Source organism: Halomonas sp. AOP7-E1-9 (genome assembly GCF_052376035.1).
GTDB lineage: Bacteria > Pseudomonadota > Gammaproteobacteria > Pseudomonadales > Halomonadaceae > Vreelandella > Vreelandella citrativorans.
The window spans coordinates 12742-28822 of sequence record NZ_JBQSVC010000037.1 but is presented as its reverse complement, the minus strand read 5'-3'; the positions used below and the strand labels follow the sequence as shown (position 1 = coordinate 28822).

The window sequence follows — 16081 nt, the reverse complement described above, 5'->3', positions numbered from 1 at the left end:
AGACAGCAAGGCACTCTTCAGCGTGATGGATCAGCCGCTACCCCAGCAGCACTTTGTGCTGCATCGCCGGCTGAAGCCAGCTCCCACAACCAGGGGCAGGCCAGCCCATAATCTACAACGCTATGGGGCGCCGTCATTCTAATGTGGGAGCTGGCTTCAGCCGGCGAAGGCGCCGCTAGGTGCCCGGGGGGAAGAGGCCACCGTACCAACTTACTCCCATCCCAGCGGGGCGGCGCATCGCTGATTGGAGTCAGCTCCTGCAATACACCCCCGGCACTGACACTCATCACTCACGCCGGACCACCGTTTGTGTCAAAATGCACTCATTAAGGAGGATTGCCATGACACAAATGCGCTGGGACCAGTTACTTTCCCCACGACGTCTGCACGATCAACGCCCGGATAACACGCGCGAAATTGGCCGTAGCCCCTTTCATAAAGACCATGACCGAATTGTTTTTTCAGGTTCCTTTCGCCGCTTGGGGCGTAAAACCCAGGTACATCCGTTAACTGAAAATGATCATATCCACACACGTTTGACTCACTCGCTGGAAGTGGGCTGTGTGGGCCGCTCTTTAGGCATGATTGTCGGTGAGCTGTTACATGATCGCCTGCCAGAATGGATTACGCCTGCTGATATGGGCGTTATCGTACAAACCGCTTGTTTGGGCCATGATATTGGTAATCCGCCTTTTGGCCATGCCGGAGAGTACGCGATCCGCGACTGGTTTCGCCGCGCACAAGGTAGCGGCTTACTGGATGGCTTGTCAGAAGCCGAGCGGGAAGACCTGCTCACGTATGAAGGCAATGCGCAGGGCTTTCGTGTTATTACCCAGATCGAATATAACCAGTTTAACGGCGGTATGCGTTTATCGGCCGCAACACTTGGAACCTTGCTGAAGTACCCCTGGACCGTGCGCTATAGCGGGCGAGCGGGTAAGTTTGGCTGTTATCAGTCTGAACAGGCGCTCTTAAAAGAGGTCGCCGACGCAGTGGGTCTGCTGCCTCAGGGGGACCAGCGCTGGTGTCGCCATCCGTTGGCCTGGCTAGTCGAAGCGGCCGATGATATCTGCTATGCCCTGCTGGACCTGGAAGATGGCCTGGAAATGGGCATTCTGCGTTATGAAGAAGTCGTGGAAATCCTTCGTCAAGTGGCTGGGGAGTTTCCGCCTGAGTATGCGGATATGGAGGAGCGTCAGGTATCGCAGCGCCGACGTATTGCCCTATTACGCGGTGCTGCCATGGAGCGTGCGGTTAACGATGTCGGTGCGGTTTTTGTGCAGCATGAACAGGCGCTGTTAAACGGCACGCTAAAAGAGGATCTGCTTGAGCTGTGCCACCCGGATTTAGGCTGGGGCGTACAGGCAGCGAAGCAGCTGGCCCGCGAGCGTATTTTCCAAAATGAGCGTAAGGCCAAACTAGAGATTGGCGCCTACACCACTCTAGGCATTCTACTGGAGGCTTTTATTGGCGCCGCTCATGAGTTGCACCATACCGGACAGTCATCCTTCAAGCATCAGCGTGTACTGGCGCTAATAGGAGAGAATACGCCGCTGCCCTCCTGGCCGCTTTACGATAGCTATCGACGTATGCTGGACTTTATCGGCGGGATGACCGACCACTATGCAGTTGATCTTGCTCAGGAGATGGGGGGGCGTTTACGCGGCGATTAAGCAATAACGCATCAGACCGATGGCTGGCGGAGATGACGTAACTCTACCAGCCTCGCCCTTTCCATTAGCAAATAAATGATTTTGTCATGGATCGGGTCGCTTAGCGTGCCAGGTTTGAGGTCAGTGAGCTGCTTGGCAAGCTGCTCTCCACTGACCACCAGTACATCGCCTGTTGCCTCGGTAGTGTCAATTTCCCAGCCAGGCAATACGAGCACGCCCCGTACGGGGACCGGCACACCGCAGCGCCGTTCAAGCCACTGCGTGAGCCAGCTAACGGCTTGACGTGTCTTGTGAAGAGGGCGGCGCTCATGCCAATGAGGAAAGCGTAAACGCTCGCGTTCAACCGCCACGGTATTAAGCTCTCGGCCGTCTGAGCCAATGGCTAATGCACGTGCCCGCGTTTCCAGTACGAACACACCATACGGCGTAACCACCACATGATCGATAGTGAAACTGTCGGTTGGTACATCATGGAATACGTAGTAAGGATGCGCCTCAGGACGAATAAGCCGCTCAAGCTCTTGGCCAACCGCCAGTTCGCAAGCAAGGCCAAGTTTTAGCCGTCGGATGCGCTGGTAGTCACGTACCAATAACAAGGAAAACGTTAACACAAGTAGGGTGCTTAACAGGCCATAGAGTGCCCACTCCACCCAATCTTGTTGACTGACAAACAACATTCTTCCCATGCCGTATACCAACGGGGCCAGGCTAATAATCGGACCTAAAGCACCATTTAAGAAAAGACTTGAGAAGGCCTGGTCAAGGCGATGGCGTAATGCTTGCCCTGGTTCACGCAGTGGCGCATCAAAAGGCGACTCAACGCGCGCATCATGCAGGCTGCGCAGGGCTAATACGATGCCGCCCATCGCAGCCATGGGAAATAAGAAGATGAGCGGTAGCAGGTATTCCAGCCAAACCATTGCAGTGCCTTGCCTTTTAACGGCCTGCCTTATAGCAGGCCTGATGAGAGAAACGGATTAACCGCCAGCTAGCTTAACTTGATAACCTTGCGCGGTTAGTGCTTCTCGTAACGTATCTCGATGGTCGCCTTGAATCTCAATGATGCCGTCTTTGACGGCTCCGCCCGTGCCGCAGCGCTTTTTAAGCGTCTTCGTCAGCGCTTTTAGTTCCGCGCTGGGCAGTGGGATACCACTAATGGTCGTAACACCTTTACCTTTACGACCACTGGTTTCACGGCGAATGCGTACGATACCATCCAGCGCAGCAAGGCGTGCTTGCTCACTGTTTTCCTCACAGCTACAGGCATCCAGTGCCTCACGGCACTCCGGGCACGTTTTACCATGCTCCGTTGAGTATACAAGCCCACCAAGCTGGTCGCGTAAAGAGGCCATTGTCACCCTCCTACTGAGCGTTGTGGCATGGGGAGGCTCCAGGCTTTTTGGTAAAGGCGCTCAATAACGGTGGGTAGCTGGTACATATTACTAATCATGATAGCGTTTTCTGGCGTCTCTTCGGCATCGGGAAAGCGATTTAAATGAATGACCGTCATTCCGGCCTCAAGTGCCGCACGAACACCCACCAAGGCGTCATCAATTGCAATACAGTCATGCGCACTATAGCCCATGATACTGGCTGCGTGCAGATGCAAACAGGGTTCCGGCTTCCAGCAGTTAGCGGTATAGCCGCTAAACAGACGATGACCAAAGTAATCGTTTAGGCCGGTGGCTTGAAGTGCCGTGCGAATTTTGGTTTCAGGACCGTTGGAAACAACGGCACTTGGATAGTCTGACAAGTTATCCAGCGCCTCTCTGGCGCCAGGTATTAGTGTCAGCTCTTCAGCAAGGCGGTTAGCCAGATTGGCCCGCATGGCGCCTTCCATGTGGGCGAGTTGGTCAGGGTCCACTTCGCCGTAGCGTTGTTGTAACTCGGTCACGATGCGTCGGAACCGGGCTCCCCGAAACTCACCAAGGTAGTCAGCTGGTACGAAGGGCAGTCCTATAGAGTTAAGCCCTATCGACATTTCTTCAGCTAAAAGAGGCTCACTATCGACGAGGGTGCCATCACAGTCAAACAGCAAAAGTGGGAGCGGCATTGTGGTTCCTTGCAGCGACTTAAACGCTACCAGTGTTGGTTGAAGCCTACCAAATGCCTATTGAACGAGATTTTTAGGCTTTTGTGAACACTGTTTCGTAATTTTTTGTAGCGAGTGCCGCAATAAACCCGTTATGCACGATGCGTTAACGAAGAAATAGCGAAAACTGGCGAAGCACCGTTATAGGCCAAGTGATAACGGCGCCCGAATCCGTTATGACTAGCGCGATAAACGGCGCGAATTGGCACTGCTACGCAGATGATAAGGCTGCATAGCCTGACGGCTGGTGACCCACCAGGGCACATGTTGTCCGCTGAGCATATTCAGTAACGTTTTTTGCATGGCGAACCCCGCCTCCATACTGGCTTCAAGTTTCTCCGTCACACGCTGGTTCTCTTTCATCATGCTTGGGCTAAAAAACGGCTGTTCAGTGTTGGCTTCTTTATGCTGCGGCGCAATGTTTATGTGTATCGGCTGCGTGTTAACCACAAAAAAGACGGCCAACTGGCCGTCTTTTAACCTACGTCATGCTTGAATTTATTTAACTTTCGGATCCAGCTCGCCACGCTCGTAGCGGTTGAACATCTCTTCAAGGTTGATCGGCTTGATCTTACTGGCGTTGCCCGCGGTACCAAAAGCTTCGTAGCGAGCGATACACAGATCGCGCATGGCGGTAACGGTTTCCTTGAGGAATTTGCGCGGATCAAACTCAGACGGGTTCTGAGCCATAAAGCGACGTACGGCGCCGGTAGAGGCCAAGCGCAGGTCGGTATCGATATTGACCTTACGTACGCCGTGCTTGATGCCTTCAACGATCTCGGAAACCGGCACACCGTAGGTTTCTGGAATCTCGCCGCCGTACTGATTGATCACCTCAAGCCACTCTTGCGGTACAGAAGATGAGCCATGCATGACCAAGTGAGTATCCGGGATGCGCGCGTGGATCTCTTTGATACGCTGAATAGATAGCGTATCGCCTGTCGGCGGCTTGGTGAATTTATACGCCCCATGGCTCGTGCCGATGGCGATGGCCAAGGCATCTACGTGGGTGGCTTTAACAAACTCGGCGGCTTCTTCCGGGTCGGTCAGAAGCTGTTCCATATCCAGCTTGCCTTCCGCACCAATGCCGTCTTCTTCACCGGCCATGCCGGTTTCCAGGCTACCCAGGCAGCCCAGCTCACCCTCAACGGAAACGCCACAGGCGTGGGCCATTTCAACGGTGCGACGCGTCACATCAACGTTGTAGGCGTAGTCGGTCGGTGTTTTTCCATCTTCACCCAGCGAGCCATCCATCATGACCGATGAGAAACCCAGCTGAATAGAGCGCTGGCACACCGCGGGGCTGGTGCCATGGTCCTGGTGCATAACTACCGGGATATGTGGGAACTCTTCAACGGCGGCCAGAATCAGGTGGCGCAGGAAAGGTGCGCCTGCGTATTTACGCGCGCCTGCAGAGGCTTGAACGATAACTGGCGAATCGGTCGCATCAGCTGCTTCCATGATGGCGCGCATCTGCTCAAGGTTATTAACGTTGAACGCCGGAATACCGTAGCCATATTCGGCAGCGTGGTCGAGCATCTGACGCATGCTGATCAAAGCCATGGGGTCACCTTCTTTAGTTATCAGTGTGAACGAGTGCGAAAATATGCAGGTTCAATTCGTTTAATGTTAACCGCGTTTGGCGGCTGCTTCGAGCGCGGCAACGGCAGGCAGCTGCTTGCCCTCAACATATTCAAGGAAAGCACCGCCCCCGGTTGAGATATACGAGACGCGATCCGCAATCGCATATTTATCGATGGCTGCTAACGTATCACCCCCGCCTGCAATAGAAAATGCATTGCTATCGGCAATGGCCTGGGAGATAACTTCCGTGCCTTTACCAAACTGGTCAATCTCAAATACACCCACTGGGCCATTCCATAAAATGGTGCCCGCGTCTTTGAGCATGCTGGCCAAATGCGCCGCTGTTTCAGGGCCAATATCCAGAATCATTTCATCGTCGTTAACCTGGTCGACAGGCTTAACCACCGCATCGGCTGATTCAGAAAACTCGGTCGCCACGACAACGTCGGTTGGTAATGGAATGGAGACCTTTTCCATCAGTGCCTTCGCTTGGGAAACCAGGTCGGCTTCATAGAGCGATTTGCCCACATTATAGCCTGCTGCGGCAATAAAGGTGTTGGCAATGCCGCCACCCACGATCAGTTGATCGCACTTATCCGATAGCGAATTAAGCACATCAAGTTTGGTAGAGACTTTGGAGCCGCCCACAATCGCAGCCATGGGGCGCGCCGGATTGGCCAAGGCTTTTTCAAGCGCATCGAGCTCTTGCGCCAACAGTGGGCCCGCACACGCGCTTGGTGCAAAGCGAGCAACGCCGTGGGTAGAGGCCTGAGCGCGATGGGCGGTGCCAAAGGCATCCATTACAAATACATCACATAGCGCCGCGTACTGTTTGGCGAGCTGTTCTGCGTCTTTCTTTTCGCCTACGTTAAAGCGAACGTTTTCAAGCAACGCGACCTGACCATTTTCAAGTGTCGGTGGTGTCTCAAGGTAGTCGCTGATCAGCTCGACCGTTTGGCCTAGCAGGTCGCTTAAATGTTTGGCCACCGGGGCGAGTGAGAACTCATCAGAGGGGTCACCTTCGGTTGGGCGACCAAGGTGACTCATCAGCATGACTTTAGCGCCCGCTTTCATCGCCGCCTGAATGGTAGGCAGCGCCGCTTTCAGACGTGCGTCGCTTGAGACATTGCCGTGCTTAATCGGCACGTTCAGGTCTTCGCGAATCAGCACGCGTTGCCCTTCCAAAGGCAGATCCATCATTTTTTGCACGTTCATGTGAGCGGTTTCCTCGTCTTCCGGCGGTGAATCGGGTAGTGATAGTTAGCCGATACGACTAAGCGGCGCGATCTCGGGAAAGCACGGCTAACCGTTGGGCAATATCGAGCATGCGGTTTGCAAAGCCCCACTCGTTATCAAACCAACATAAAAGCTTGATAAGGCGTTTTCCAGCGACGCGGGTTTGGGTCGCATCGAAAATGCCGGAATGTGGGTCATGATTAAAATCAATGGAGGCCATGGGCGCTTCGGTGTAGCCCAGCACGCCCGTAAGACGCTGCTGGCTAGCGTGATGCAGCAGGTTATTGATTTCCTGGGCGCTGGTGTCGTGACGCACGGTCAGTGCGGCATCCATCGCCGACACATTAATGGTGGGAACGCGGACGTGTAAACACTCAAATCGGCCTTCCAGATGTGGCATCAAACGGCTGATGCCGCGCGCAAGCCCTGTGTCCACCGGCACAATGGACTGCATGGCCGAGCGCGTCAGGCGCAGATCAGTTTGATGGTAAGCATCGATCACTGGCTGATCGTTCATCGCAGAGTGAATGGTCGTGGTTACCCCGTGCTCCAGTCCCAGCGTTTCGTCGAGCACGGTAAGCAAAGGAACCAAACAGTTGGTGGTACAAGAGGCCGCCGATAGGATGCGCTGAGAGAGTGTCAGCTCGTGCTGATTAATTCCCCACACGATCGTTGCATCGACATCGTTTTCCGCTGGCTGTGAAAACAGCAGGCGCTTTGCGCCAGCACTTAGATGCTGCTCGGCTGTCGCGCGATCTTTAAAACTACCTGAGCACTCAAGAACTAGATCAACCTTCAGCGCTTTCCACGGAAGTTGGCGTGGATCTTTTTCACATAGCACCTGAATGCGCTGTCCGTTGACCACTAACGCTTCACCGTCATTCTCGACGTTTCCTGGAAAGCGACCATGAGTCGTGTCGTAACGGGTCAGGTAGGTAATCGTCGCCAGGTCAGAAAGCTCATTGATAGCGACGACCTCAAGACGCGAGTCGCCACGTTCAATCAGTGCCCGCAATACGCACTGGCCAATACGCCCATAACCATTAATGGCGATGCGATAGGTAGGAGCAGCGTGTGTAGAGGCAGATGTAGCCATGTAAGAAAGCGGCTCTTGGAAGGTGAATCAGTGACCGTCAATAAATAAAAAACATTCGCAATAATAGCGTATTTCAACCGCCTGCGCCTATCAGATGCCAAGCGAAAGGCAGCATCAGGGCAGTGAAAATGCCGGTAAGACTCATCCCAAGAGAGGCAAAGGCGCCTGCGGCCGGGCTGATTTCAAACGCTCTTACCGTTCCGATCGCATGGCCGTTTAGCCCCAGCGCAAAGCCGATAATGCGCTCGTCTTCAATGTTTAAAAAGCGTGCAGCAAGGCTGACGAACGCGGCGGTAGCAACGCCGGTAATCAGCAGTGCGCCCAACAAGAGCGCCACCGAGCCGCCAATCTGCTCGGTAATGCCAATCGCGATAGGCGCCGTTACGGACTTTGCCGCAATAGAGGCGAGAATAAGGGGTGAGCTACCCAACACCCAGGCAATTAGCAGGGCGTAGCAAGCCGCAAGCGTGGCTGCAATCGGCAGGCAGATAGTAAGAGGTCGCCATAGTGCCCGAATATGCGGCAACTGCTGATAAAGCGGCATACCCAACGCGACGGTCGCGGGCCCTAACAAAAAGGTCAGCCAAGCGGCATCCTGCCGATAGGTGTCATACGGCAGGCCAATGGCGGCAAGCGTGGCAGCAAGCAGAAGTGCAGCGATCAAAATAGCCGGTAGCCAGGTCGGCTTTTTTAATCGTTTGAAAATCAGGTTACCCAACAAAAACGCCGCTAACGTTAGCCCAACGGCAAACAGCGGCGTCGTACTTAAGGTGCTTAGCAGGGCATTAGCGGGCATGCATTTTTTCCATCAGGCGCTTAAGTAGCCACAGCGTGGTGGTCACGCTTAATAGCGTACCCACAATCAGCGCACAAAGAATGGCTAGCCACTGGCCTGCAAGCTCATCAAGAATAAAAAACACGCCCACCACGCCCGGCATAATCAGCATGGCAAGCAGGCCGATTAATGGCTGCGCTGCGGCGGCGATTGTCGAGGGGACTCGTCCCCAAACGGCTAGCGTTGCGGTTAATAACAGCATACCGACAACGCCGGATGAAACCGGAAGGCCGGTAAAGTAAACCGTTACTTCACCGATCAACCAGTAACTCACTAGCCATAAAAAGCCATTAAGTGCAGGCATTGTTAGCCAAGCAGTTCATTGGCATTTTTGAGGATATTCTCAACCGTAAAGCCGAAGTGCTTGAACAGCTCACCCGCGGGGGCGGATTCGCCGAACGTGGTCATGCCGATCACACGGCCGTCCAGACCCACATACTTGTGCCAGTAGTCGGCATGTGAGGCTTCAATGGCAATGCGCTTGGTGACCGCCCTGGGCAGTACGCTTTCCCGGTACTCGGCGTCCTGACCGTTGAAGCGGTAGGTCGACGGCATGGAGACCACGCGTACTGCTTTGCCCTGCTTTTCAAGCTCGGCGGCAGCGTCCATGGCCAGCCCCACTTCCGAACCGGTGGCAATCAGGATCAGCTCGGGCGTACCGTCGCTGTCTTTTAGCACGTAACCACCACGCTGAATGGAAGCCAGTTGGGCTTTGGTGCGCGCCTGGTGCGGCAGGTTCTGACGCGACAGGATCAGTGCCGTGGGGCCAGAGTGACGCTTGATGGCCGCATCCCAGGCGGCGGCGGTTTCCACGGCGTCACACGGGCGCCAGGTGTTCAGGTTCGGCGTCGTGCGCAGGCTGGTCAGCTGCTCGATGGGCTGGTGGGTCGGGCCATCTTCTCCCAGGCCAATGGAGTCATGGGTAAATACGTAGATCGCCTGCTGACCCATTAACGCCGCCATGCGAACCGCGTTGCGCATGTACTCCATGAAGATCAGGAAGGTTGCACCGTACGGGACAAAACCACCGTGCAGGGCGATACCGTTCATTACCGCGCCCATGCCGAACTCACGTACGCCATAGTGCAGGTAGTTACCGCTGGCATCTTCCGGCGTAATCGCTTTGGCGCCCTTCCAGAAGGTCAGGTTGGACGGGGCAAGGTCTGCACTGCCACCCAGCAGTTCCGGCATTTTCGGACCAATCACGTTAAGCGCTTCCAGTGACGCTTTACGGGTGGCGATGCTGGCGCCTTTTTCCTGGGCCTGCTCGATGAGGGCTTCGGTCGGTATTTCAGCCGGCAGCTGGCCTTTCATGCGGCGCTTGAACTCCTGCGCCTCGGCCGGGAACGCCTCGGCATAGCGGGCAAAGCGCTTTTCCCACGCCTGCTGGCGGGTTTTACCTGCTTCACGCGCATCCCAGCCAGCGTAAACGGGCTCGGGGATATGGAACGGCGCGTGGGGCCAGTCCAGCTGCTTGCGCGCCAGGGCAACTTCGTCTTCGCCCAGCGGCGCACCGTGCGACTCTTCCTTGCCCTGCTTGTTGGGCGCACCGAAACCGATAATCGTTTTACAGATAATCAGGCTGGGCTTGTCATCGTTCTGTTTGGCAAGTGCAATGGCGGCCTGGATCTCTTCCGGCTTGTGACCATCGACATTGGGCACCACGTGCCAGCCGTAGGCTTCAAAGCGTTTGGCGGTATCGTCGGTAAACCAGCCTTCCACTTCCCCATCAATCGAAATGCCGTTGTCGTCATAGAGCGCAATCAGCTTGCCCAGCTGCTGAGTACCCGCCAGCGACGCCGCCTCATGGGAAATACCTTCCATCAGGCAGCCGTCACCCAAAAAGCACCAGGTGTGGTGATCGACAATGGTGTGGCCCGAGCGGTTGAACTGCGCTGCCAGGGTTTTTTCGGCAATCGCAAAGCCGACCGCGTTGGCAAACCCCTGACCGAGCGGGCCGGTGGTGGTTTCGATGCCGGGCGCGTAGCCAAATTCCGGATGGCCGGCGGTGGGCGAGTGCAACTGCCGGAAGTTTTGAAGCTGTTCCAGACTTAACTCATAGCCGCTTAAGTGCAGCAGAGAGTAGAGCAGCATTGAGCCGTGGCCATTGGACAGCACGAACCGGTCACGATCGGCCCACGTTGGGTCTTCGGGGTTGTGCTTGAGGTGGTCATTCCACAGCACCTCGGCGATATCAGCCATGCCCATGGGGGCGCCAGGGTGGCCGGACTTGGCCTTCTGAACAGCATCCATGGAAAGGGCGCGAATGGCATTGGCCAGCTCAAAACGGGACGGCATGGGGTGCTCCTCGCCTGAAAACGGAAATAATGAAGGCGCTATTGTCGCTGACTTCCCCTGTTGCGGCAAATGCGGCGGCAAATGTAGCGGCAAATTATAGGCCACATTCTGGGAAGAACTCTCAACAGCGTGTAGACTCTGCCTCCCGAAGCGGTGGTCAACCTGGTAAGGCCGCTTCCTTATATGGGCAGGGAACCTCCTGCCGTGATTTCCTGCTGATGCTGCGAGTAGTGAGCAGCTGTCATACAGAGGGTCGAGAGCGCGATGAGCGAATATTCCCTGTTTACCTCGGAGTCTGTCTCCGAAGGTCATCCCGATAAAATTGCCGACCAGATTTCGGATGCGGTGCTGGATGCTATTATCGCCCGGGATAAACAGGCACGGGTTGCTTGTGAAACCATGGTGAAAACCGGTGTAGCAATTATCGCTGGTGAAATTACTACCTCGGCGTGGGTGGATCTGGAAACGCTGGTACGCGACGTGATTACCGACATCGGTTACACCTCTTCCCACGTTGGCTTTGATGGCGCGACATGTGGCGTGATTAACCTGATCGGCAAGCAGAGTGTTGAAATTGCCCAGGGCGTTGACCGTACCAAGCCAGAAGACCAGGGCGCTGGTGACCAGGGCCTGATGTTTGGTTACGCGACCAACGAAACCGATTCGTTTATGCCTGCGCCGATCCACTACTCGCATCGTTTGGTTGAGCGTCAGGCTGAGCTGCGTAAAAACGGTCTGCTGCCGTGGCTGCGTCCGGATGCCAAGAGCCAGGTAACCTTCCGTTATAATGAACAGGGCCAGCCGTGTGGCGTTGATGCAGTGGTGCTTTCCACCCAGCACGACCCTGAGATTGATCAGGAAGACCTGCGTAAAATGGTCAAGCGCGAAATCATCGAACAGGTGATTCCGGCTGAATGGCTCAACGAAAATACCCAGTACCACATCAATCCGACCGGTAAGTTTGTGATTGGTGGCCCGGTGGGCGACTGTGGCTTAACCGGCCGCAAGATCATCGTGGACACCTACGGCGGCATGGCGCGCCACGGCGGCGGTGCGTTCTCGGGTAAAGACCCTTCAAAAGTCGACCGTAGTGCAGCCTATGCGGGCCGTTACGTGGCCAAGAACGTGGTCGCGGCAGGTCTTGCCGATAAGTGCGAAATTCAGGTTTCCTACGCGATTGGTGTTGCGGAGCCGACCTCCGTGGCTATCGATACCTTCGGCACCGGTAAAATTGACGATGCCCGGATTGTTGAGCTGGTGAACGAGCACTTTGATCTGCGTCCCTACGCGATCACCAAAATGCTCGACCTGCTGCACCCGATGTATCAACTGACGGCTGCCTACGGCCACTTTGGTCGGGCGCCGTTCGAGCACAGCTACACCTGGAGCGATGATAAAGGTGAACAGCACACTGAAACCTTTACCGCCTTCCCTTGGGAGAAGACCGATAAAGCCGACGCGCTGCGTAAGGCCGCTGGTTTGTAAGATATTCGCCAGGCAGTTTGTAAGAGAACGCCCCTTTGGCTCTGCCAGGGGGCGTTTTTTTATGCTGCGTGTTTTAGGCTAGGCAGTACAACAACTTGGGGAAAGTGTTATGCCGGCAGCACGCTGGGAAAAAATCATGAGAGGGTTGCTGTTGATGGTGGCGCTTGGCATGACAAGTAGTACGGCTATGGCGGCTTGCCCCACGTGGCCCAATGAACGGCTTGAGCAGGAGACTCTCGCGCTCGCCGCGCAAGTCGCCCAATGGGACCATGCCTATCATGAAGAGGGCATCTCGTTGATTGATGATGTGCTCTACGACCAGGCCCTTATCCGCCTCCAGGATTGGCGCGCCTGCCTAAACGACGCTACTGCTCATCAACCGCTTACCCGGGTAACGTCCAGCCGTCGTACGCTTGAGCATCCGGCTGCCCAGCAAGGGTTGGATAAAACCGATGAAGCAGGCGTGCGCCGCTTTACCAGTCGCCGTGAAAATTTATGGATACAGCCCAAGGTGGACGGCGTGGCGGTAACGCTGCGCTATCAGGCAGGCGAGCTGGTGGAAGCGGTCAGCCGAGGGGATGGACAGCAGGGGCAGGATTGGACGGCCCGCGCCTTACAATTACCCAGCGTGCCTAATACGCTGCCCGACACTATTTCAGCCATTTTTCAGGGCGAGCTTTATTGGCAGCTTGATGAACATGTTCAGTCTCGTACGCCTGGTTCGGGGGCCCGCGGGGCCGTGGCGGGGGCTATGGCGCAAGCAAGCCCAACCCAGGACGTGCTGGCGCAGGTCGGGCTGTTTGTATGGGGCTGGCCGGATGGGCCAACCGACATGACTGAGCGGCTGGCGCAACTGAGTGCACTTGGATTTGATACTGCCCGCTACACGCATTTATTAAGTGATGAATCGGATGCGGCTTACTGGCGGGAGGCGTGGTTTAACGGCGCGCTGCCGTTTGCAACCGACGGCGTAGTGATTAAACAGGCGGAACGTCCTGGTATTCGGCGCTGGTCCACGGCCCCGCCAGAATGGGCGATTGCCTGGAAATACCCACTGCAGAAAGCGCTGGCAGAAGTACGTGGCGTGGAGTTTCGCATTGGGCGAACTGGGCGTATCACGCCACTGATCTGGCTCTATCCGATTGAATTGGAAGGTCGGCGCATCAGTCGCGTATCGCTGGGCTCACTCGACCGCTGGGAAAACCTGGATATACGCCCCGGCGACCAGTTGGCCATTACCCTGGCCGGGCTTACCATCCCTCAGCTTGAAGAGGTGGTATGGCAAACCCAAGAGCGCACCGTCGTGGAAGCACCCTCTACGACTACCTACCATCTGCTGAGCTGTTTTCAGCATAGCCCAGGCTGCACATCCCAACTGCTGGCGCGACTCACTTACCTTGGCGAACAGTTGGGTTTTCAAGGCGTGGGCGAAGGCACCTGGCAAGCGTTACTTGAGGCCGGACTGGTGCCGGATCTGCTGGCCTGGTTATCGCTTGAACCCGATCAGCTGCGCCAAGCGCACGGAATTGGCGAGGCGCGTAGCGACTCGCTTTATCGACAGTTTCAGGCGGCCAAGGCTGCTCCCTATGATGCCTGGTTAAAAGGGCTGGGGTTGCCGCCTGCTGGCGCTACCAGCCTGCCTGATTGGCAAGTGGCGAGCATGTATCAGCCAGGCGACTGGGAAGCCCTGCCGGGCATCGGTCCAGGCAGAGCCCAGGCGCTTGACGCCTTTTTCTCCCATGCCCAAATGCAGGCCATGGCCGAGCAGCTTCGCGCGTTGAACGTAGCGGGGTTTACAACACAACCCTAACCAAGCCCGGTGGCGCGCAGCATGAGCCCCAGATAGAAGGGAATCAGTAGCGGCGCCATCAGCGTGGTTACCAGCACCGCCAGCGCCCCTTTTTGCGGCTGGATACCCAGCTCCATGGCGACCACCACCACGTTAGAAGCCATGGGCACCACGCCTAATAGCAGTATCGCCATGGCCAGTTCTGCAGGCACCGGCATAAGCATCTGTAATAGCATGACCGCGGCAAAGGTAGCCGCTGGCCAAACGATATAACGAAGCCCTACACAGGCGGCGATAAAGCGCGTATCCCAGGCAGCCAGCGTTACCCGGCTAAGCGTCATACCAATAATCATCATTCCCAGCAGCGTATAGGTCGCGGGAAAAACATCCAGCGAGCTAGCCAAGGCCGTAGGCAGCGTGACATCGAGTGAACTCAGCAGTAGCGCTAGCAAAAACGTGTAGATCAGCGGAAGGCGTGAAATCTTGATCAGGCTTTGGCGAATCGAGAAGTGGCCACGGGCGCTTAAGTAAAAACCCACGGTAAATTCATACAAATTGATGCCCAGCATGCAGAACAGGTAGAGCGTTACGCCTTCCGGAGGCAAGAGAATCAACGCTACCGGTAAACCGAAATAACCGGTGTTGCCTGTGCCTGATGAAAACGCCAGCAGCGCGCCTTCCTGCGGACCAAAGCGGTGTTGCGTTACGCGCTGAACCAGCAGCGCCAGTAGGCTAACCAGCACAAACAGCGAAAGCGTTAAGACCAGGTACTCAGGCGTTGGCCCCCCATTCATCAGCGCGCGAAAAATGGTTAAAGGCGCAATGAGATAAACCAGCAGCGTGGCAATGGGCCTTGGGTCGATTTTTAACCGTTGGGCGGCAATCCAGCCCAAGCCTACAAAGCTTAGTAGCATGAGTAGCGGGCCTATTAACGCGCTGGGTGATAGCTCCATATGCCCTCCTGACGGCATAAAAGGGTGGGTAACATGAGCCGAATTAAAGGCTAAACGTGGAATCTTTCATTAGCCGCGGCGCAATAGAACAGCGAGAATACACCAAAATATCACTCTTTATTTTATTGTTCTGTATGAGGAAACCCCATGGGCAGCCAACAGCATCCGCTCGGTATCAGCTTTGAATTCTTCCCGCCCAACACAGATGCTGGGCGCGACAAGCTGATGCTGGTACGCGATGAGCTGGCCACTCGTAATCCGCGGTTTTTCTCTGTGACCTATGGCGCAGGCGGCTCTACCCAAGCGCGTACGCGGGACACCGTACGTACGGTTGGCCAGACCGGTATTACTACCGCACCGCACCTTTCGTGCATTGGCAGTGAAAAAGCCCAACTGCGTGATTTGCTGTCCCAGTACCGCGAAGAAGGCATTAACAGCCTGGTCGCCCTGCGTGGTGATATGCCTTCCGGGATGGCCAGCATCGGCGAGCTACGCTATGCCAACGAGCTGGTGGAGTTTATTCGCAACGAGACGGGCGATCATTTTAATATTGCCGTGGCGGCCTACCCGGAATCCCACCCTCAGGCAGCTAACCTTGATAAAGATATCGAAAACTTTGCGCGTAAAATGAAGGCGGGCGCCGATATGGCGATTACCCAATACTTCTTCACCGCCGATGCTTACTTCAACTTTGTTGATAAAGTGCGCGCGCTAGGCGTTGAACAGCCGATTATCCCCGGTATTATGCCGATCACTAACTACACCAAGCTGGCGCGGTTTTCGGATAGCTGTGGCGCGGAAATTCCTCGCTGGATGCGCAAGCAGCTGGAAAGCTATGGCGATGACAGCGAAGCCATTGCCAAATTTGGCACCGAGGCAGTAAGCCGTCTTTGCCAGCGCCTGCTGGATGGTGGTGCACCAGGGCTGCACTTCTATACCCTTAACCAGGCGGCTCCCGTACTGAAAGTGGTCGATAATCTGGTGGGCTAACTGCGATAACCTGTTGATTTAAATCGCACCATACAAAACGCCCCGCTCAG

The 16081-nt window shown here is 55.7% G+C and carries 15 protein-coding genes; 4 read left to right on the top strand and 11 right to left on the bottom strand.

What is annotated here, in order from left to right:
• Positions 1 to 341 precede the first annotated feature (341 nt).
• Positions 342 to 1673, top strand: coding sequence for a deoxyguanosinetriphosphate triphosphohydrolase (locus ACT3R4_RS15990; RefSeq protein WP_441679714.1), 1332 nt, complete (start codon positions 342 to 344; stop codon positions 1671 to 1673).
• A gap of 11 nt (positions 1674 to 1684) precedes the next feature.
• Here ACT3R4_RS15990 and ACT3R4_RS15985 read toward each other — a convergent pair whose 3' ends face one another.
• From ACT3R4_RS15985 to tkt, 10 genes are all read right to left on the bottom strand, one after another.
• Positions 1685 to 2593, bottom strand: coding sequence for a nuclease-related domain-containing protein (locus ACT3R4_RS15985; RefSeq protein ID WP_193054567.1), 909 nt, complete (start codon positions 2591 to 2593; stop codon positions 1685 to 1687).
• Positions 2594 to 2650: 57 nt separating this feature from the next.
• Positions 2651 to 3025, bottom strand: coding sequence for a translation initiation factor Sui1 (locus tag ACT3R4_RS15980; RefSeq protein WP_172118908.1), 375 nt, complete (start codon positions 3023 to 3025; stop codon positions 2651 to 2653).
• Between the two features lie 2 nt (positions 3026 to 3027).
• Complete coding sequence (locus tag ACT3R4_RS15975; protein ID WP_172118907.1) at positions 3028 to 3726, bottom strand: HAD family hydrolase; 699 nt, start codon at positions 3724 to 3726, stop codon at positions 3028 to 3030.
• A 219-nt stretch (positions 3727 to 3945) separates the two neighbouring features.
• Positions 3946 to 4110, bottom strand: coding sequence for a hypothetical protein (locus ACT3R4_RS15970; protein WP_319022149.1), 165 nt, complete (start codon positions 4108 to 4110; stop codon positions 3946 to 3948).
• A gap of 153 nt (positions 4111 to 4263) precedes the next feature.
• Complete coding sequence (fba, locus tag ACT3R4_RS15965) at positions 4264 to 5328, bottom strand: class II fructose-bisphosphate aldolase (RefSeq protein ID WP_172118906.1); 1065 nt, start codon at positions 5326 to 5328, stop codon at positions 4264 to 4266.
• Between the two features lie 66 nt (positions 5329 to 5394).
• Positions 5395 to 6564: a phosphoglycerate kinase gene (locus tag ACT3R4_RS15960; protein WP_193057323.1), complete on the bottom strand. Its 1170-nt coding sequence runs from the start codon at positions 6562 to 6564 to the stop codon at positions 5395 to 5397.
• A 58-nt stretch (positions 6565 to 6622) separates the two neighbouring features.
• On the bottom strand, positions 6623 to 7681 hold the full coding sequence (locus ACT3R4_RS15955; protein ID WP_193057324.1) for a type I glyceraldehyde-3-phosphate dehydrogenase: 1059 nt from the start codon (positions 7679 to 7681) through the stop codon (positions 6623 to 6625).
• 73 nt (positions 7682 to 7754) lie between these two features.
• Positions 7755 to 8477, bottom strand: a complete 723-nt coding sequence (locus ACT3R4_RS15950; protein WP_193057325.1) for an LrgB family protein — start codon at positions 8475 to 8477, stop codon at positions 7755 to 7757.
• Positions 8467 to 8820, bottom strand: a complete 354-nt coding sequence (locus ACT3R4_RS15945; RefSeq protein WP_087109905.1) for a CidA/LrgA family protein — start codon at positions 8818 to 8820, stop codon at positions 8467 to 8469. The genes ACT3R4_RS15950 and ACT3R4_RS15945 overlap by 11 nt, the downstream gene beginning before the upstream one ends.
• A 2-nt stretch (positions 8821 to 8822) precedes the next feature.
• Positions 8823 to 10814 (bottom strand): transketolase, encoded by a 1992-nt coding sequence (tkt, locus tag ACT3R4_RS15940; protein WP_441679717.1) that lies wholly within the window; start codon positions 10812 to 10814, stop codon positions 8823 to 8825.
• A gap of 264 nt (positions 10815 to 11078) precedes the next feature.
• On the opposite strand from tkt, the gene metK reads away from it, so the two are divergent.
• Both metK and ligB read left to right on the top strand, forming a co-directional pair.
• Positions 11079 to 12299 (top strand): methionine adenosyltransferase, encoded by a 1221-nt coding sequence (metK, locus tag ACT3R4_RS15935; protein ID WP_193054318.1) that lies wholly within the window; start codon positions 11079 to 11081, stop codon positions 12297 to 12299.
• 109 nt (positions 12300 to 12408) lie between these two features.
• The gene (ligB, locus tag ACT3R4_RS15930; protein ID WP_441679719.1) at positions 12409 to 14109 is read left to right on the top strand and encodes an NAD-dependent DNA ligase LigB; all 1701 of its coding nucleotides are present in this window, start codon (positions 12409 to 12411) and stop codon (positions 14107 to 14109) included.
• Here the strand turns inward: ligB and ACT3R4_RS15925 are convergent.
• The gene (locus ACT3R4_RS15925; RefSeq protein WP_441679720.1) at positions 14106 to 15041 is read right to left on the bottom strand and encodes an AEC family transporter; all 936 of its coding nucleotides are present in this window, start codon (positions 15039 to 15041) and stop codon (positions 14106 to 14108) included. The two genes, ligB and ACT3R4_RS15925, sit on opposite strands and share 4 nt — an antisense overlap.
• 147 nt (positions 15042 to 15188) lie before the next feature.
• Between ACT3R4_RS15925 and metF the strand changes: the two genes are divergently transcribed.
• Positions 15189 to 16031: a methylenetetrahydrofolate reductase [NAD(P)H] gene (gene metF, locus ACT3R4_RS15920; protein ID WP_172118898.1), complete on the top strand. Its 843-nt coding sequence runs from the start codon at positions 15189 to 15191 to the stop codon at positions 16029 to 16031.
• The last annotated feature ends 50 nt before the right edge of the window (positions 16032 to 16081 follow it).

Excerpts from the sequence above, each read along its gene's own strand:
- ACT3R4_RS15990 (WP_441679714.1), top strand. The coding sequence starts at position 342 with ATGACACAAATGCGCTGGGACCAGTTACTTTCCCCACGACGTCTGCAC.
- ACT3R4_RS15985 (WP_193054567.1), bottom strand. The coding sequence starts at position 2,593 with ATGGTTTGGCTGGAATACCTGCTACCGCTCATCTTCTTATTTCCCATG.
- ACT3R4_RS15980 (WP_172118908.1), bottom strand. The coding sequence starts at position 3,025 with ATGGCCTCTTTACGCGACCAGCTTGGTGGGCTTGTATACTCAACGGAG.
- ACT3R4_RS15975 (WP_172118907.1), bottom strand. The coding sequence starts at position 3,726 with ATGCCGCTCCCACTTTTGCTGTTTGACTGTGATGGCACCCTCGTCGAT.
- fba (WP_172118906.1), bottom strand. The coding sequence starts at position 5,328 with ATGGCTTTGATCAGCATGCGTCAGATGCTCGACCACGCTGCCGAATAT.
- ACT3R4_RS15960 (WP_193057323.1), bottom strand. The coding sequence starts at position 6,564 with ATGAACGTGCAAAAAATGATGGATCTGCCTTTGGAAGGGCAACGCGTG.
- ACT3R4_RS15955 (WP_193057324.1), bottom strand. The coding sequence starts at position 7,681 with ATGGCTACATCTGCCTCTACACACGCTGCTCCTACCTATCGCATCGCC.
- ACT3R4_RS15950 (WP_193057325.1), bottom strand. The coding sequence starts at position 8,477 with ATGCCCGCTAATGCCCTGCTAAGCACCTTAAGTACGACGCCGCTGTTT.
- ACT3R4_RS15945 (WP_087109905.1), bottom strand. The coding sequence starts at position 8,820 with ATGCCTGCACTTAATGGCTTTTTATGGCTAGTGAGTTACTGGTTGATC.
- tkt (WP_441679717.1), bottom strand. The coding sequence starts at position 10,814 with ATGCCGTCCCGTTTTGAGCTGGCCAATGCCATTCGCGCCCTTTCCATG.
- metK (WP_193054318.1), top strand. The coding sequence starts at position 11,079 with ATGAGCGAATATTCCCTGTTTACCTCGGAGTCTGTCTCCGAAGGTCAT.
- ligB (WP_441679719.1), top strand. The coding sequence starts at position 12,409 with ATGCCGGCAGCACGCTGGGAAAAAATCATGAGAGGGTTGCTGTTGATG.
- ACT3R4_RS15925 (WP_441679720.1), bottom strand. The coding sequence starts at position 15,041 with ATGGAGCTATCACCCAGCGCGTTAATAGGCCCGCTACTCATGCTACTA.
- metF (WP_172118898.1), top strand. The coding sequence starts at position 15,189 with ATGGGCAGCCAACAGCATCCGCTCGGTATCAGCTTTGAATTCTTCCCG.